The following is a 15,657-nucleotide window of genomic DNA, read 5'->3' as shown; positions in this document are numbered from 1 at the left end:
ACCCGGAAGCTAAGCCTTTCAGCGCCGATGGTACTGCAGGGGGGACCCTGTGGGAGAGTAGGACGCCGCCGAACAATCTTTCAAGGACCCTTGGTCCCAGCGTTCACGCTGGGACCAAGGGTCCTTTTTGTATTTTGCCGAAGCGCGCCTGTCGACCGGGTGCGCGAGAATGACTGCGGTACCCGAAGACAGGAGTCACGTCGATGTCCACCAACTCTCCCGACGATCGTTCGGGCGGCGACGCGCGTCGCGGCGGCCCGCGCGGCCCGCGTGGCGGCGGCTTCCGTCGTGACGACCGTGCCGGTGGTTTCCGCCGTGACGAGCGCCGTGACGACCGTGGCCCCCGTCGTGACGACGACCGCGGTGGCTTCCGCCGCGACGACCGTCGTGACGACCGCGGCCCGCGCCGCGACGACGACCGCGGTGGCCGTCCCGCCGGCGGTTTCGGCCGTCGCGATGACGACCGTGGCGGCTTCCGCCGCGATGAGCGTCGTGACGACCGTCCGCCGTTCCGTCGTGACGACGACCGTGGCGGCTTCCGCCGCGACGACCGTCCCGGTGGTTTCCGCCGCGACGACCGCGGTCCCCGTCGTGACGACGACCGCGGTGGTTTCCGCCGCGACGACCGTGGCCCGCGCCGCGATGACGACCGCGGTGGTTTCCGTCGCGACGAGCGCCGCGATGACCGTGGCCCCCGTCGCGATGACGACCGCGGTGGCCGTCCCGCCGGCGGTTTCGGCCGTCGCGATGACGACCGTGGCGGCTTCCGCCGCGACGACCGTCCCGGTGGTTTCCGCCGCGACGACCGTGGCCCGCGCCGTGACGACGAGCGTGGCGGTTTCCGTCGCGACGACCGTCCCGGTGGTTTCCGCCGCGACGACCGTGGCCCGCGCCGCGATGACGACCGTGGCGGCTTCCGCCGCGATGAGCGTCGTGACGACCGTCCGTCGTTCCGTCGTGACGACGACCGTGGCGGCTTCCGCCGCGACGAGCGCCGTGACGACCGTCCCGGTGGTTTCCGCCGTGACGAGCGTCGCGACGACCGTGGCCCCCGTCGTGACGACGACCGCGGTGGCTTCCGTCGCGACGAGCGCCGCGACGACCGCGGCCCGCGCCGTGACGACGACCGCGGTGGTTTCCGCCGTGACGACCGTCGTGACGACCGCGGTCCGCGCCGTGACGACGACCGTGGCGGTTTCCGTCGCGACGACCGTGGCCCCCGTCGTGACGACGACCGCGGTGGCTTCCGCCGTGACGACCGCCGCGACGACCGCGGCCCGCGCCGCGACGACGACCGCGGTGGCTTCCGCCGCGACGACCGCCGTGACGACCGTGGCCCCCGCCGTTCCTTCGGCGACCGCCCGGGCGGCGGCGGTGGCTACCGCGGCCGGGACGACCGTTCCGGTGGCGGCTACGGCCGGCGCGACGACCGCGACCGCGGCGAGCGGGAGCCGGTGAAGCGGCTGCCGATCCCGGACGACGTGACCGGTGACGAGATCGACCAGGACGTGCGGCAGGAGCTCATGAGCCTGCCGAAGACGCTCGCCGAGGACGTCGCCCGCAACCTCGTCATGGTCGCCAAGCTGCTCGACGAGGAGCCGGAGCGGGCCTACGAGTACTCGCGGATCGCCCTGCGGCTCGCCTCCCGCGTCGCCGCCGTGCGCGAGGCCGCCGGCTTCGCCGCGTACGCGACGGCCAAGTACTCCGAGGCCCTCGCCGAGTTCCGCGCGGCCCGCCGGATGACCGGTTCCGTCGAGCTGTGGCCCGTCATGGCCGACTGCGAGCGCGGCATGGGCCGCCCGGAGCGCGCGCTGGCCATGGCCGGCGAGCCCGAGGTGCAGAAGCTCGACAAGGCCGGCCAGGTCGAGATGCGCCTGGTCGCCGCCGGTGCCCGCAAGGACATGGGCCAGCCGGAGGCGGCGGTCGTGACGCTGCAGAGCCCCGAGCTGGCGTCGAACTCCGTCCAGCCCTGGACCGCGCGCCTGCGGTACGCCTACGCCGACGCGCTCCTGGACGTCGGCCGCGAGGCCGAGGCCCGCGAGTGGTTCGCCAAGGCCCTTGAGGCCGACCAGGGCGGCACCACGAACGCCTCCGACCGGCTCGCGGAGCTGGACGGCGTGGAGTTCACGGACGCCCTGCAGGAGGACGACGCGGACGACGCCGCGGCTGCGGCCGAGGCCGCAACCGAGGCCGACGTCGCCTCCGAGCCCCAGGCCGAGATCGACGCCGACGCCGAGAAGGGCGTCGAGTCCGACGCCAAGGACGCCGAGGACACGGACGGCGACTCCGGCAGCAAGGGCTGACGGATCCTGCTGACCGGCTGACCCAGCCGGAACGGCCCGGGCCCGGCCCGATCACTTGTGATCGGGCCGGGCCCGGTTTTCAGTCGAGGGCCAGGCTCCGCAGCACGAGCCCCGTCGCCGGCTTGGGGCCGAACGACGTCGACTTGCGCGGCATCGTCACGCCCTGCTCGGCCAGTTCCCGCACGACGTCCTCGTGAACGGGGTGCATCAGGACCGCCGTGCCGCCGTGCAGCTCGGCCTGCTGGACGGCCGCCGCCGTCTCGTGGATGTACCCGATGTGCTCGGGCGCGTCAGGAACCTGCCACACGTGCTCCAGCAGGGTCGAGTGCAGGACCGTCGCGTCCAGCTCGCGCCACGCCTGCGGGCGGTCGCCGGGGATCGTACGGGCCAGCAGGTCGGGGTCCGGCCGGTCCAGGAGGTGGAAGCGGCCGTCGCCGGCGAGCACGAAGGCGTTGCCGCCCGGCACGGCCGACGCCTCCGCGAGCGCGTCCAGGGCGTCCGGCAGCGGACCGTCGAGCGTGCGGACACGGAACGCACCGCCCAGTCCCGCCAGCGCCTCCGCCACCGGCAGCCGGTGCAGGAGCCGGTGGATGGCCCGTACCCGCAGCGGGTAGCGGGCGGTGTCCACGAGCAGGACGAGGCCGTAGTCCCAGGGGCCCGGCGCCGGCTGCTCGGCGCGCAGGCGCAGGTAGGTGGCCCAGCGGTGGTGGCCGTCGGCGATGAGGGCGCGCTGGTGCGAGAGGTCCTTGTCGACGGTGTCGAGGTCGTGCGGGTCGGTGATGGCCCACAGGCGGTGGGCGTAGCCGTCGTCCGTGAGGGTGGAGAGCAGCGGCTCGGTGCGGATGACCTGCTCGATGACGCCGGCGGCGCCCTCCGTGCCGTTGCCGTTGCCGCGGTAGGAGAAGAGCAGGGGTTCCAGGTTGGCGCCGGTGTCGCGCATGAGTGCGGCGCGGTCCTCGATGATGTGGGGCATGACGTCCTCGTGGGGGAGGACCACGCCCTCCTCGCGCGGGGTCAGGCGCAGGGCGCCGATGAGACCGCGCTGCAGGATGCCGTCGCCGCGCTGTTCGTAGACGTAGAGCGCGGGTTCGGGGTCGGCGGCGAGGACGTTCTCCTCCTGCCAGCGGCGCAGCGTCTCGGCCGCCTGGCGGTGCCGGTCGGCCGCGGTGGCGGCCTGGGGGAGGATGAGCCGGACGATGTTGTGCGGGTCGGCGGTCTCCAGGTGGCGCAGCCCGTCCGGCCGCACGACGACGTCGTACGGTGGTGAGGTGACCGCCGAAAGGCTGCCGACCCGTTCGGGGACATACCGCAGCCCTCGGAAGGGGGTGAGTCGCAGCCCCTGTCCTGCGGGACTGCCGGTGGCGCCGTTGCCATGGCCTGGAGTGCTCATTGTGAAATGTTATGTCGCACGGCCGGATGAGCAATGATCGTGGAAGAGACGTAGAGCACAGGGAGCGATCACAGCATGGAACAGAGCCTCCGGACCCGTCCCGATGGCAGCAAGCGACCACTGAGCGACGACTACGACACCGCGCTTTTGGACCTCGACGGTGTGGTGTACGCGGGCGGTGAGGCCATCGTGCACGCCGTGGACTCGCTGGGCACGGCCCGGGCGGGCGGGATGCACCTCGCCTACGTGACGAACAACGCCGCCCGTACGCCGGAGACGGTGGCGGAGCACCTGACCGAGCTGGGGGTGCCGGCCGAGCCGGCCGACGTCATCACGTCGGCGCAGGCGGTCGCCCGGCTGATAGCCGATCAGCTGCCGTCCGGTTCGCGGGTGCTGGTGATCGGCGCGGAGGGGCTGCGGGTCGCGCTGCGCGAGCGCGGGCTGGTGCCGGTGGACTCCGCGGACGAGGATCCGGCCGCCGTCGCCCAGGGGTTCGGCGGGATGGACATGCCGTGGTCGCGGCTGGCCGAGGCGTCGTACGCGGTGGCCCGGGGCGTGCCGTGGTACGCCTCCAACACCGACCTGACGATTCCGAGTGCGCGCGGCATCGCGCCGGGCAACGGCTCCGCGGTGCAGGTCGTGCGGATAGCCACGGGTGCGGAGCCGCAGGTGGCGGGGAAGCCGCTGCCCCCGATGCACCGCGAGACGATTCTGCGCACCGGTGCGCAGCGGCCGCTGGTGGTGGGCGACCGGCTCGACACCGACATCGAGGGTGCGCACGTGGGCGGCGTGGACTCGCTGCTGGTGCTGACGGGCGTGACGACGGCGGCGGAGCTGCTCGCGGCACGGCCCGAGCACCGGCCGACGTATGTGGCGGAGGACCTGCGGGCGCTGCTGGAGCCGCACCCGGCGGTCGAGGGCGCTGCCGGCGAGGGGTTCCGGTGCGGCGGCTGGAGTGCGTCGGCCGACGGCGATGCGCTCGCCCTCGACGGCGGGGGCGAGCGCATCGACGCACTGCGGGCGCTGTGTGCTGCCGCGTGGACGGCGGCGGGCGACGGTTCCTGCACGTTGGACGCGGGCAAGGCGCTGTCCCGGCTGGGCTGGTAGGCGTCGGTCGTACGGGCCGGGTTCCGGCCCGTACGGTCAGCCCAGCTCCGCCAGGAGGTCCTCCTCCGTCGCGCCGAGGCGCCAGTAGCCGGTGAAGGTGACGGCACGGCGGTCGATGCCGCGGTCGCCGACGAGGTGGCGGCGCAGCGCGCGGATGGTGCCGGACTCGCCGGCGATCCAGGCGTAGGGCGTGCCGGACGGGAGTTCCGCGGTGCGGACGGCGTCGAGGACGGGCCGGTCGGCGGGTGTGCTGCGGATGAGCCAGGTGATGTCGGCGTCGGCGGCCGTGGGCAGGTCCTGGACGTCGTCGGGGTGCGAGACCTCGATCCAGACCTTCGCGGGGGTGCCCGCCGGCAGCCAGGCGAGGATGCCGGCCGCGGCGGGCAGTGCGGACTCGTCGGCGGTGACGAGCACCCAGTCGGTGCCGGCCGGGGGCTGGAAGTCGACGCCGCCGTTCTCCTCGGCGACCGGTCCGAGGACGGTGACGCGGTCGCCGGGGCGGGCGGTGCGGGACCAGTGGGAGGCGGGGCCGCCGTGTCCGGCCCCCTCGCCGTGCTCCCCGTGCTGGACGAAGTCGACGTCCAGTTCGGCGGGTTCGTGGCGCAGTTCGCGCACGGTGTACGAGCGCATGACGGCCCGTACGGCCGGGTCCTGGGTCCGCCACTGTGCGTACCAGCCGACGCCCCGGTCGTCCGGCAGCACCGGCGCGTCCTGGCCCGGGCGGGGCAGGAAGAGCTTGAACCGCTGGTCGCGGCCGCCGGTGACCATCTCCCCGAGGCGGTCGCCGCCGAGGGTGACGCGCATCAGGGCGGGGCTGATCCGCTCGGTGCGCAGGACGTGCAGGTCGAACCAGCGGTAGGGCGGGGGCGGGGCGTCGGTCATCGGGGGAGGCGGTTCCTTGTCGGTGGGGGTGTGCGGGGGCCGGGCGTCAGGAGGTCTTCTTCGCCTTCTCGATCGCCGAGGCCAGGGCTTCGAGCAGGGGTGCGCAGCCGGCGTAGGAGAAGCGCGGTTCGCTCAGCCAGGGGCTGACCTGTCCGGCCTTGACGGCGGGGAGCTTCTCCCATGTCGGCTTGGCGGAGAGGTCCTTGGGCTGCAGGGCGGAGGTGCGGCTGTCGAGGAGGATGAGGTCGGCCTGGTACTTGTCGGCGTTCTCCCAGCTCAGGCTCTCGAAGTAGCCGCCCTGGTCGAGCTTTTCGGGGACGACGAAGTCGACGCCGAGCTCGCGGAAGTACATCAGGTCGGCGTTGACGGCCGGGTTGGAGACGTAGAGGAGGTCCGCGCTGCCGGAGGCGGCCATGACCTTGACGGGGTTGCCCTTGGCGGCCTTGCGCAGCGTCTCGGCGGCGGCTTCGAAGCGGGCCTTGGCGTCGGTGACCTTCTTCGCCTTGAGGTCGGCGCCGAGGGACTCGGCCAGGGCGGCGTAGCGCTTGATGGGCTCCAGCATGGAGACGCGGGCGGCGGTCAGGCCGACGCTGGGGGCGAGGCCGAGGATCTTCTTCTTGCTCTCCTCCGGTACGTACCACAGCGCCTCGGGCTCGAACATGTTGCTGACGAGGAGGTCGGGGTTGAGGCCCGCGTACTTCTCGATGTTGAACTCGCCCCAGGCGTTGCCGAGGACCGTCAGCTTGTCGACGTCGAGTTCGCCGGCCTGCGGGTCGGGCTTGCCGTCCTTGAGCCTGGTGGGGCCGAAGACGCCGATGCACTCGACGCCGAAGTCGTGGAGGGCGGCGGCGGTGCCGGTGAAGGCGACGATGCGCTTGGGGGTGTGGTCGCGCTTCACGGTCCGGCCGCGGTCGTCCTTGAAGGACCAGGCGCCGTCCTTGCCGCCGCCCGAGGAGGAGCCGGCGGAGCCGGAGTCCGATGAGCCGCCCCCGCAGGCGGTGAGGAGGGCGCCGATGCCCAGGGCGCCACCCGCGGTCAGAAGGGAGCGGCGAGTGGGAGCTGTGGTGCGGGGGTTGCGCATGGGGTAGTGCTTCTCTCAAGTGAAGGGCGGTGTGAGGGTAGGCTAACCTAACCAGGTGTTGGTCGACAGTCCCCCTCCCCCCGCCGCCATCTCCACCGAGGGCGCACCCCGCCGCCGAGGCGCCCTGCGAGCCGCAGGGCTGCTCGCCGCAACGGCCGTCCTCCTTCTGGTCGTCGCCGCGTCCCTCGCCATCGGCGCCAAGCAGATCCCCGTCGGACAGGTCTGGCACGGGCTGTTCCACTACAGCGGCAGCGAAACGGACGTCGTCGTCCGGGACGTACGCGTCCCCCGCACCCTCCTCGGCCTCCTTGTCGGCTCGGCCCTCGGCCTCGCCGGCACCGTCATGCAGGCCCTCACCCGCAACCCCCTCGCCGACCCCGGACTGTTCGGCATCAACGCCGGAGCCGCGGCCGCCGTCGTCTCCGGCATCAGCTTCCTCGGCGTCACCTCGCTGACCGGATACGTGTGGTTCGCCTTCCTCGGCGCGGCCCTGGTGTCCGTCGTCGTGTACGCGCTCGGCGGCAGCCGCGGCGCCACCCCCGTACGCCTCGCCCTCGCCGGCACCGCCGTGACCGCCGCGCTCAACGGCTACGTCTTCTCCGTCCAGCTGATGGACACCGCCGCCCTGGACCGGATGCGCTTCTGGACCGTCGGCTCGCTGGCCTCCGCCAACGCGACCGTCGTCACGCAGGTCGCGCCCTTCGTCCTCGTCGGCATCGCCCTGGCCCTGTTCCTCGCCCGGCCCCTCAACGCCCTGGCCCTCGGCGACGACCAGGCCCGCGCGCTCGGCTCCCGGCTGACCACCACCCGCGTCCTCGCGCTGGCCGCCGTCACCCTGCTGTGCGGGGCCGCCACCGCCGCCTGCGGGCCCGTCATCTTCGTCGGGCTGATGGTGCCGCACGTCGTCCGCACGTTCACCGGCCCCGACCTGCGCTGGGTCCTGCCCTACGCGGCGGTCCTCTCGCCCGTCCTGCTGCTCGGCTCCGACATCGCCGGCCGCGTCGTCGTCCGCCCCTCCGAACTCCAGGTCGGCATCGTCACCGCCCTGCTCGGCGGACCCCTGTTCATCCACCTCGTACGGCGCCGGAGGATGGCCCAGCTGTGAAGCCCGTCAAAGCCCTGCGCACCCGCGGCGGCCTCTCCGTCCGCCTCGACGCGCGCGCCGCACTCGTCGTCACGCTGCTCGTGGCCGCCGCGCTCGCCGCCTCCGTCGCCCTCATCGGCACCGGCGACTACCCCATGTCCTTCGCCGACGTCCTGCGCACACTGACCGGCGGCGGCACCGCGGCACAGGAGTTCATCGTCCACGACCTGCGCCTGCCCCGCGTCCTGGTCGCCCTGCTCGTCGGCGCCGCCCTCGCCTTGGCCGGCGCGGTCTTCCAGTCCGTCTCCCGCAACCCCCTCGGCAGCCCCGACGTGATCGGACTCGCCCAGGGCTCGACGGCCGGGGCGCTGCTCGTCATCGTCCTCTTCCAGGGCGGCACCACCGCCGTCGCCGCCGGATCCGTCGGCGGCGGCATCCTCTCCGGTGCCGCGATCTACGCACTGGCCTGGAAGAAGGGCGTGCACGGCTACCGGTTCGTGCTCGTCGGCATCGCCATGGCCGCCATCCTCACCGCCGTCATCGGCTACCTGCTCACCAAGGCCAACCTCACCGACGCCGCCCGCGCCACCACCTGGATGGTCGGCTCCCTCAACGGCCGCGACTGGGACCAGGTGTGGCCGCTGGCGGCCGCCTGCACCGTGCTCGTCCCCCTCGTCCTCGGCCACAGCCGGTCCCTGCGCATGCTGGAGATGGGCGACGACGCCGCGTACGCGCTCGGCGTGCCCGTCGAGCGGACCCGGCTGGTGACCATGGCGGCCGCCGTCCTGCTGACCTCCGCCGCCACCGCAGCCGCCGGCCCCATCGCCTTCGTCGCCCTCGCCGCACCCCAACTCGCCCGGCGCCTCACCCGCTCCACCGGACCCAACCTCACCGCCGCCGCCTGCACCGGCGCCACCCTGCTCGTCACCGCCGACTGGGCCTCGCAGCAGCTCTTCGGCGCCGACCGGCTGCCCGTCGGAGCGCTCACCGGCATGCTCGGCGGGTGCTACCTGCTGGGGCTGCTGTACACCGAGCGCCGGGGCGGACGGATATGAACAGGCCAGGCACGCGCACCGACACGAGCACGCACCAGGACAGGAACACCACCATGAGCCGGCTCTCGGCCGAATCCGTCACCCTCGCCTACGACGGGCGGGTCATCGCCGAGGACCTCTCCGTCGCCGTCCCCGACCACTCCTTCACCGTCATCGTCGGCCCCAACGCCTGCGGCAAGTCCACCCTGCTGCGCGCTCTGTCCCGCATGCTCAAGCCGGCCGCCGGCTCGGTGCTGCTGGACGGCGCGGCCATCGGCTCGTACCCCGCCAAGAAGGTCGCCCGCACCCTCGGACTGCTGCCCCAGTCCTCCGTCGCCCCCGACGGCATCACCGTCGCCGACCTCGTCGCCCGCGGCCGCCACCCCCACCAGGGACTGCTGCGCCAGTGGTCGCCCGAGGACGAGCGCGTCGTCGAGGAGTCCATGACCGCCACGGGCGTCGCCGCCCTCGCCGACCGCTACGTCGACGAGCTCTCCGGCGGCCAGCGCCAGCGCGTGTGGATCGCCATGGCCCTCGCCCAGCGCACCCCGCTGCTGCTCCTCGACGAGCCGACCACCTACCTCGACATCCAGCACCAGATCGAGATCCTCGACCTGTGCGCCGAACTCCACGAGACCCAGGGCCGCACCCTCGTCGCCGTCCTCCACGACCTCAACCACGCCGCCCGCTACGCCACCCACCTCATCGCGATGCGCGACGGAAAGGTCGTCGCCGAGGGGGCGCCGGCCGACATCGTCACGGCACCCCTCGTGGAGGAGGTCTTCGGGCTGCGCTGCCAGGTCATCGACGATCCGCAGACCGGCACGCCCCTGGTCGTCCCGGCCGCCCGCCGGCCCCGCGACGCGGCCCCGGCAGGCGCTACAGGATCGACCGCAGCCGCAGCACGTCCCGCAGGCCCGCCTTCAGCCTGACCCGGCCGCCGGCCCAGGCACGCGCGAAGTTCAGCTCGCCGTCGACCAGGGCCACCAGGTCGTCCCCGGTCATCTCCAGGGCGATCTCGGCCCGCGGCTCGGACGCGCCCCGCACCGTCCGCACCTCCTTGAGGTGGCCGTCCCGCAGATGGCCCAGGAAGGTGACGTCGAGATCGGTGACGTGGCAGCTCAGCGAGCGATCGGGCGCGGCGGCGCTGCGGAGCTCGCCGCTCGCGCCCGCGAGCTTCTCCGCCAGCCGGTCGAGTGCGCCGAGGCACTCCTCAATGGTCGCCATTGCCATGGACGGTACCCCAGAGGGGGCGGAACACAGGAGAAGGCCCCTTTCCGGGGTAGCGTCGGATCCATGACCGACCCGACGACCTCCCCGGCGTCGCCCCAGCCCCTCGGCGTCCCGCGCACCCCCACCGGCGACGCCGGCGTCGACGCGCACCTGGCCCGGCTGGCCGACGCCGACCACCTCGACGCCGGCGGCCACCTGCAGGTGTACGAGGATGTACACCAGGGCCTGCGCGACGCGCTCGGCGCCCTCGACCAGCGCCCCGGGCCCACGGGCCCCGCGCGCCCGTACGACAACAGGAGCTGAACCGCACGTGGCAGTGACCCGCCGCCGACTCGACGCGGAGCTGGTGCGCCGCAAGCTGGCCCGCTCGCGCGAGCATGCGAGCCAGCTGATCGCCGCAGGCCGCGTGACCGTCGGCGGTACGACGGCCACCAAGGCCGCCACGCAGGTGGAGACCAGCGCCGCCCTCGTCGTCACCCAGGACGACAGCGACCCCGACTACGTCTCCCGCGGCGGCCACAAGCTCGCCGGTGCGCTCGCCGCGTTCGTCCCCCTCGGCCTGAAGGTCGAGGGCCGGCGCGCCCTGGACGCCGGCGCCTCCACCGGCGGCTTCACCGACGTCCTGTTGCGCTCGGGCGCCGCCCACGTCGTCGCCGTCGACGTCGGCTACGGGCAGCTCGCCTGGTCCCTGCAGAGCGACGAGCGGGTCACCGTGAAGGACCGTACGAACGTACGCGAATTGACGCTGGAGCAGATCGACGGGCAGCCCGTGGACATCGTCGTCGGCGACCTGTCCTTCATCCCGCTCGGCCTCGTCCTGCCGGCCCTGGTGCGCTGCGCCGCGCCCGACGCGGACCTGGTGCTCATGGTCAAGCCCCAGTTCGAGGTCGGCAAGGAACGCCTCGGCACCGGCGGCGTCGTGCGCAGCACCCAGCTGCGGGCCGAGGCCGTGCGCGCCGTCGCCGGCCGGGCCGCGGAGCTGGGCCTCGGCGTACTCGGGGTTACCGCCAGCCCGCTGCCCGGGCCCTCGGGCAATGTCGAGTACTTTCTGTGGCTGCGTGCCGGTGCGCCTGAACTGGACCCGGCCGACGTTGACCGTGCCGTGGCGGAGGGGCCCCGTTGACCACTTCAGAAGCACCATCAGCAGCATCGGCAGTACCGTCTGGACGCACCGTCTTCCTGCTCGCCCACACCGGCCGCCCGGCCGCCATCCGCAGCGCCGAGCTCGTCGTGCAGGGGCTGCTGCGCTGCGGCATCGGGGTGCGGGTGCTGGCCGAGGAGGCCGCCGACCTGCCGCTGCCCGGCCCGGCCGAGCGCGTGGAGGCCGGACCCGGCAAGCCCGACGCCCTGGAGGGCTGCGAGCTGCTGATCGTCCTCGGCGGTGACGGCACCCTGCTGCGCGGCGCCGAGTTCGCGCGGCGCTCCGGGGTGCCGATGCTCGGCGTCAACCTCGGGCGGGTCGGCTTCCTCGCCGAGGCCGAGCGCGACGACCTCGACAAGGTCGTCGACCGGGTCGTCACGCGCGCCTACGAGGTCGAGGAGCGGATGACCCTCGACGTGCTCGTGCGCACCGACGGACACATCGTGCACACCGACTGGGCGCTCAACGAGGCATCGGTGGAGAAGGCCGCCCGCGAGCGGATGCTGGAGGTCGTCACCGAGGTCGACGGCCGGCCCGTCTCGCGCTTCGGCGGCGACGGTGTGGTGTGCGCCACGCCCACCGGCTCCACGGCCTACGCCTTCTCGGCCGGCGGGCCCGTCGTCTGGCCCGAGGTCGAGGCGCTGCTGATGGTCCCCATCAGCGCGCACGCGCTCTTCGCCAAGCCGCTGGTGACCGCACCGGACTCGGTGCTGGCGGTGGAGGTGCAGCCGCAGACGCCCAACGGGGTCCTGTGGTGCGACGGCCGGCGGACCGTGGAGCTGCCGGCAGGAGCGCGCGTGGAGGTGCGGCGGGGCGCCGTGCCCGTGCGCCTGGCGCGACTGCACCACGCCTCGTTCACGGACCGGCTGGTCGCGAAGTTCGCCCTGCCGGTCGCCGGCTGGCGGGGGGCTCCGCACTAGCCGCCCGCCACCCGGGGCCGGGCCCGGCGGCCCGCCGGGTGCGCCGGCTCAGCGTCCGGCGGTCAGGCGCCTGCGGGCTTCCCGCAGAGCCGGGTCGTCGCCCTTCGCCAGGTTCTCCTCGGTGAAGACCGGCGTCCTGACGTCCGGGGCGATGCCGGCGCCGTCGTACGTCGTCCTGCCGTCCGCCGCGCTCAGGAACTCCTCGTTCGGCAGGCCGAAGCTCCAGCCGTTCGGCAGGGCGCGGTCCAGCCGGTCGGAGAACGAGCCCTGCGTGTTCTCGCCGATGCGCACGGTCCGGGGCGTGCGGCCCATCAGCGCCTGTGTCGTCGTCTCCCCGGCGCTGATCGTCAGACGCCCGGTGAGGACCGCCACGGGCCCGGTGTGGACCGGGCCCCGGTGCGGCTCGACCCGGACCGGCTCCGGCCGTGTGAACGCCGCCGGGTCCTTCGGATCGTTGCGCGCGTGCTTGAGGTAGGCCGTGTACGGGCGGCTCGTCAGCCGCTCCGCGATGCGCAGGCCCAGGCGGTCGGAGCCACCGCCGTTGAACCGCAGGTCCAGGACCAGGCCGCGCAGGGCCTTCGGGCCGGCCGTCCTGGCCTTGGTGAAGACCTCGTCCAGGGCACGGTCCAGCTCCGCGCTGTCCGCCTCGTACGTCTTCTCGTCCGTGTAGTTCACGAACCCCGTCACGCGCAGATAGCCGGTGCCGTCCGGCAGGTCCGCGTAGGCGATCCTGCCCTTGCCCCAGCGGTGCGGCACCGCGCCGTCCAGGTTGCCGGCGATCGCCTCGTCGATGCGCTTCATCAGGGTCCCGTCGGGGATCGTGGTGTCCTCGCGGTGCCCCGCGAAGTACCGGCCGTAGTCGTCCCCCACGCCGCCTTTGACGAAGGTGTGCCCGTCGTGCAGCGGCTCGATCATCTCCGCGAGGATCCCGTAGAGCTCGTCGGGCGTGGTCCCGTCGGTCACCCGGGGCCGGTAGCGGTCGCGCACGGCCTGCCAGTCGACGCCCTTCGCGGCGAAGAACGGATAGTTCTCGGCGAACGTCTGCCAGAACACGTCGAAGACGGCGAGGTTGTCCTTCGGGGGCTCCTTCTCCCGGCAGGCCGCGGGCAGCGCATCGACCCGGCGCAGCTCCCGGTGGCCGACGGACTCCGCGTAGCGCAGCTGCGCGCGCCGGGGCCCGTCCGGCGTGACCGAGACGGTGGACCCGCCCTCCTGCCGGAACGGGCCCTTCGCGGCGGAGCGGGTCGCGTCGGCCGCGCCCGGCAGACAGCTGACGGCCGTCGTCTCGTACGAGCGCAGCCTGCGGCCGCCCTCCTCGATCGTGACGACCGTGCCGTAGCCGTCCATGCGCCACACCCCGTCCAGGCTCCCCGGGCGGGGAGCCGCGGCGGCGGACCGCACTGTGACGGCAGTGGTCAGGGCGGTGGCGGTGGCGAGGAGGAGCGCGGCGGCGCGCCGCCGGCGAGGTCGGTTGATCATGCTTTCCAGCCTGGCGGGTGAGGCCCCGCCCGGGCCATGGAGCGGTCACCCGGACCGGTGGTGGGGCTCTCCCCAGGGACGTGGGTGGGGGAGGCCGTCGCGAGCGGGCCCCGGAACCTCGTATGGTCGTATCCGTGTTGGAGGAGATGCGGATCCGGTCCTTGGGCGTCATTGATGACGCGGTGGTCGAGCTGTCGCCCGGTTTCACGGCGGTGACCGGTGAGACCGGCGCCGGCAAGACCATGGTCGTGACCAGCCTCGGGCTGCTGCTCGGCGGTCGCGCCGACCCGGCGTTGGTGCGGGCGGGGGCCAAGGCCGCCGTCGTCGAGGGGCGGATCGCCGTCGACGGCCGCTCACCCGCGGCCGTACGGGCGGAGGAGGCCGGCGCCGAGCTCGACGACGGCACGCTGCTCATCAGCCGCACCCTGTCCGCGGAGGGCCGCTCGCGCGCCCACCTCGGCGGGCGCAGCGTGCCCGTGGGGCTGCTGGGCGAGCTGGCCGACGAGCTGGTGGCCGTGCACGGCCAGACCGACCAGCAGGGGCTGCTGCGGCCCGCGCGCCAGCGCCAGGCCCTCGACCGGTACGCCGGCGACGCGGTCGCCGTGCCGCTGGCCACGTACACCGGCGCCTACCGTCGGCTGCGGGACGTCACCGCCGAACTGGCCGAGCTGACCACCCGGGCCCGCGAGCGCGCCCAGGAAGCCGACCTGCTGCGCTTCGGCCTGGACGAGATCGCCGCCGTCGAGCCGCTGCCCGGGGAGGACACCGAACTGGCCGCCGAGGCGTCGCGGCTCGGCCACGCCGAGGCCCTCGCCTCCGCCGCCACCGCCGCGCGCGCCGCCCTCGCCGGCGACCCCGAGGACCCCGAGGGCATCGACGCCGGCACGCTCGTCGCGGGCGCGCACCGGGCCGTGGAGGCCGTGCGCTCCCACGACCCGGCCCTGGCGGGTCTCGCCGACCGGATCGGCGAGATCGGCATCCTGCTCGCGGACGTGGCCGGCGAGCTGGCCGGATACGCGTCCGACCTGGACGCCGATCCGCGACGGCTCGCCGCGGTCGAGGAGCGGCGGGCCGCCCTCACCCACCTCACGCGCAAGTACGGCGCGGACATCGGCGAAGTCCTCGCCTGGGCCGAGCGCAGCGCGACCCGCCTGACCGAACTGGACGGCGACGACGACCGCATCGGCGAGCTCACCGCCGAGCGCGACGCGCTCCGCGCCGAGCTCGGGGAGCTGGCGCAGGCGCTGACCGATGCGCGGACGGAGGCGGCGGAGCGTTTCGCCGGGGCGGTGACCGCCGAGCTGGCGTCGCTGGCGATGCCGCACGCCCGGGTGACGTTCGCGGTTCGCCAGAACGAGGTCGCCGACGCCGGGGCCGGCATTGACGTGGGCGGGCGCGCCGTCGCGTACGGGCCCCACGGCGCCGACGACGTCGAGCTGCTGCTCGCCTCGCACCCCGGTGCCCAGCCCCGCCCCATCGCCAAGGGCGCCTCCGGCGGTGAGCTCTCGCGCGTCATGCTCGCCGTCGAGGTCGTCTTCGCCGGGTCCGCGCCCGTGCCCACGTACCTCTTCGACGAGGTCGACGCCGGGGTCGGCGGCAAGGCCGCCGTGGAGGTCGGGCGGCGGCTGGCGCGGCTGGCCCGGACGGCCCAGGTGGTCGTCGTCACGCACCTGCCGCAGGTCGCTGCCTTCGCGGACCGGCACCTGGTGGTGGAGAAGACGCACGACGGCGCGGTGACGCGCAGCGGGGTGCAGGCGATGGAGGGCGAGGACCGGGTGCGGGAGCTCTCGCGGATGCTGGCGGGTCAGGAGGACTCGGAGCTGGCGCGGGCGCATGCGGAGGAACTGCTGTCGGCGGCGCGGGCGGGGCGCTAGCTCCGGCTGTCCGCCCGTCGTGGGGCGAGGCCCTGGCTGTCCGCCCGTCGTGGGGCGGGGCCGGGGCGGGAGGGGACGGACCCTTCTGGGGGCTGCATTATTTACGGCAACGGCACCTGGTTCGGGTGC

General features: G+C 74.0%; 14 protein-coding genes, 1 rRNA gene and 1 pseudogene. 11 read left to right on the top strand and 5 right to left on the bottom strand.

Annotation, left to right across the window (positions count from 1 at the left end; all coding sequences use genetic code 11):
* From rrf to IE182_RS31700, 3 genes and pseudogenes are all read left to right on the top strand, one after another.
* A 5S ribosomal RNA gene (gene rrf, locus IE182_RS31095) occupies positions 1-74 on the top strand; the annotation flags it as partial.
* A 129-nt stretch (positions 75-203) separates the two neighbouring features.
* A pseudogene (locus IE182_RS31705) lies at positions 204-1,148 on the top strand (hypothetical protein); the annotation flags it as partial.
* 360 nt (positions 1,149-1,508) lie between these two features.
* Complete coding sequence (locus IE182_RS31700; protein WP_229845285.1) at positions 1,509-2,303, top strand: tetratricopeptide repeat protein; 795 nt, start codon at positions 1,509-1,511, stop codon at positions 2,301-2,303.
* 79 nt (positions 2,304-2,382) lie between these two features.
* On the opposite strand, the gene IE182_RS31085 is transcribed toward IE182_RS31700, so the two are convergent.
* Positions 2,383-3,693 carry a DUF1015 family protein gene (locus IE182_RS31085; RefSeq protein ID WP_190113342.1) on the bottom strand — a complete coding sequence of 437 codons (1,311 nt, stop codon included), beginning with the start codon at positions 3,691-3,693 and terminating at the stop codon, positions 2,383-2,385.
* Between the two features lie 75 nt (positions 3,694-3,768).
* On the opposite strand from IE182_RS31085, the gene IE182_RS31080 reads away from it, so the two are divergent.
* On the top strand, positions 3,769-4,800 hold the full coding sequence (locus IE182_RS31080) for an HAD-IIA family hydrolase (RefSeq protein ID WP_190113341.1): 1,032 nt from the start codon (positions 3,769-3,771) through the stop codon (positions 4,798-4,800).
* 36 nt (positions 4,801-4,836) lie between these two features.
* On the opposite strand, the gene IE182_RS31075 is transcribed toward IE182_RS31080, so the two are convergent.
* Entirely contained in the window at positions 4,837-5,682 is an 846-nt protein-coding gene (locus IE182_RS31075) for a siderophore-interacting protein (RefSeq protein ID WP_190113340.1), read from the bottom strand.
* Between the two features lie 46 nt (positions 5,683-5,728).
* Positions 5,729-6,763, bottom strand: coding sequence for an ABC transporter substrate-binding protein (locus IE182_RS31070; RefSeq protein WP_190113339.1), 1,035 nt, complete (start codon positions 6,761-6,763; stop codon positions 5,729-5,731).
* Positions 6,764-6,818: 55 nt separating this feature from the next.
* Here IE182_RS31070 and IE182_RS31065 point away from each other — a divergent pair, with 55 nt between their 5' ends.
* From IE182_RS31065 to IE182_RS31055, 3 genes are read left to right on the top strand one after another with little or no spacing between them, the layout of a single operon-like run.
* Entirely contained in the window at positions 6,819-7,868 is a 1,050-nt protein-coding gene (locus IE182_RS31065; RefSeq protein ID WP_190113338.1) for a FecCD family ABC transporter permease, read from the top strand.
* Positions 7,865-8,902 (top strand): FecCD family ABC transporter permease, encoded by a 1,038-nt coding sequence (locus IE182_RS31060; RefSeq protein ID WP_190113337.1) that lies wholly within the window; start codon positions 7,865-7,867, stop codon positions 8,900-8,902. The genes IE182_RS31065 and IE182_RS31060 overlap by 4 nt, the downstream gene beginning before the upstream one ends.
* A 53-nt stretch (positions 8,903-8,955) precedes the next feature.
* Positions 8,956-9,813 carry an ABC transporter ATP-binding protein gene (locus IE182_RS31055; RefSeq protein ID WP_229845284.1) on the top strand — a complete coding sequence of 286 codons (858 nt, stop codon included), beginning with the start codon at positions 8,956-8,958 and terminating at the stop codon, positions 9,811-9,813.
* Here IE182_RS31055 and IE182_RS31050 read toward each other — a convergent pair.
* The gene (locus IE182_RS31050; protein ID WP_190113336.1) at positions 9,761-10,108 is read right to left on the bottom strand and encodes a sterol-binding protein; all 348 of its coding nucleotides are present in this window, start codon (positions 10,106-10,108) and stop codon (positions 9,761-9,763) included. The two genes, IE182_RS31055 and IE182_RS31050, sit on opposite strands and share 53 nt — an antisense overlap.
* Before the next feature lie 69 nt (positions 10,109-10,177).
* On the opposite strand from IE182_RS31050, the gene IE182_RS31045 reads away from it, so the two are divergent.
* Genes IE182_RS31045 through IE182_RS31035 form a run of 3 tightly spaced genes read left to right on the top strand, consistent with a single transcriptional unit; the run spans position 10,178 to position 12,175 of the window.
* The gene (locus IE182_RS31045) at positions 10,178-10,417 is read left to right on the top strand and encodes a hypothetical protein (RefSeq protein ID WP_190113335.1); all 240 of its coding nucleotides are present in this window, start codon (positions 10,178-10,180) and stop codon (positions 10,415-10,417) included.
* A 13-nt stretch (positions 10,418-10,430) separates the two neighbouring features.
* On the top strand, positions 10,431-11,237 hold the full coding sequence (locus tag IE182_RS31040; protein ID WP_190113344.1) for a TlyA family RNA methyltransferase: 807 nt from the start codon (positions 10,431-10,433) through the stop codon (positions 11,235-11,237).
* Positions 11,234-12,175 carry an NAD kinase gene (locus IE182_RS31035; protein WP_190113334.1) on the top strand — a complete coding sequence of 314 codons (942 nt, stop codon included), beginning with the start codon at positions 11,234-11,236 and terminating at the stop codon, positions 12,173-12,175. Before IE182_RS31040 ends, IE182_RS31035 begins: the two co-directional genes overlap by 4 nt.
* 48 nt (positions 12,176-12,223) lie before the next feature.
* On the opposite strand, the gene IE182_RS31030 is transcribed toward IE182_RS31035, so the two are convergent.
* Positions 12,224-13,654: a S41 family peptidase gene (locus tag IE182_RS31030; RefSeq protein ID WP_190113333.1), complete on the bottom strand. Its 1,431-nt coding sequence runs from the start codon at positions 13,652-13,654 to the stop codon at positions 12,224-12,226.
* A gap of 122 nt (positions 13,655-13,776) precedes the next feature.
* Between IE182_RS31030 and recN the strand changes: the two genes are divergently transcribed.
* Positions 13,777-15,528, top strand: coding sequence for a DNA repair protein RecN (recN, locus tag IE182_RS31025; protein WP_190113332.1), 1,752 nt, complete (start codon positions 13,777-13,779; stop codon positions 15,526-15,528).
* Positions 15,529-15,657 lie beyond the last annotated feature (129 nt).

This window comes from Streptomyces cinnamoneus (assembly GCF_014650495.1).
Lineage (GTDB): Bacteria > Actinomycetota > Actinomycetes > Streptomycetales > Streptomycetaceae > Streptomyces > Streptomyces cinnamoneus.
This window is presented reverse-complemented; position numbering and strand designations above follow the sequence as displayed.

Coding starts and splice junctions, on each gene's coding strand:
- IE182_RS31085 (WP_190113342.1), bottom strand. CDS start 3,693: ATGAGCACTCCAGGCCATGGCAACGGCGCCACCGGCAGTCCCGCAGGA.
- IE182_RS31080 (WP_190113341.1), top strand. CDS start 3,769: ATGGAACAGAGCCTCCGGACCCGTCCCGATGGCAGCAAGCGACCACTG.
- IE182_RS31075 (WP_190113340.1), bottom strand. CDS start 5,682: ATGACCGACGCCCCGCCCCCGCCCTACCGCTGGTTCGACCTGCACGTC.
- IE182_RS31070 (WP_190113339.1), bottom strand. CDS start 6,763: ATGCGCAACCCCCGCACCACAGCTCCCACTCGCCGCTCCCTTCTGACC.
- IE182_RS31055 (WP_229845284.1), top strand. CDS start 8,956: ATGAGCCGGCTCTCGGCCGAATCCGTCACCCTCGCCTACGACGGGCGG.
- IE182_RS31050 (WP_190113336.1), bottom strand. CDS start 10,108: ATGGCGACCATTGAGGAGTGCCTCGGCGCACTCGACCGGCTGGCGGAG.
- IE182_RS31045 (WP_190113335.1), top strand. CDS start 10,178: ATGACCGACCCGACGACCTCCCCGGCGTCGCCCCAGCCCCTCGGCGTC.
- IE182_RS31030 (WP_190113333.1), bottom strand. CDS start 13,654: ATGATCAACCGACCTCGCCGGCGGCGCGCCGCCGCGCTCCTCCTCGCC.
- recN (WP_190113332.1), top strand. CDS start 13,777: ATGGTCGTATCCGTGTTGGAGGAGATGCGGATCCGGTCCTTGGGCGTC.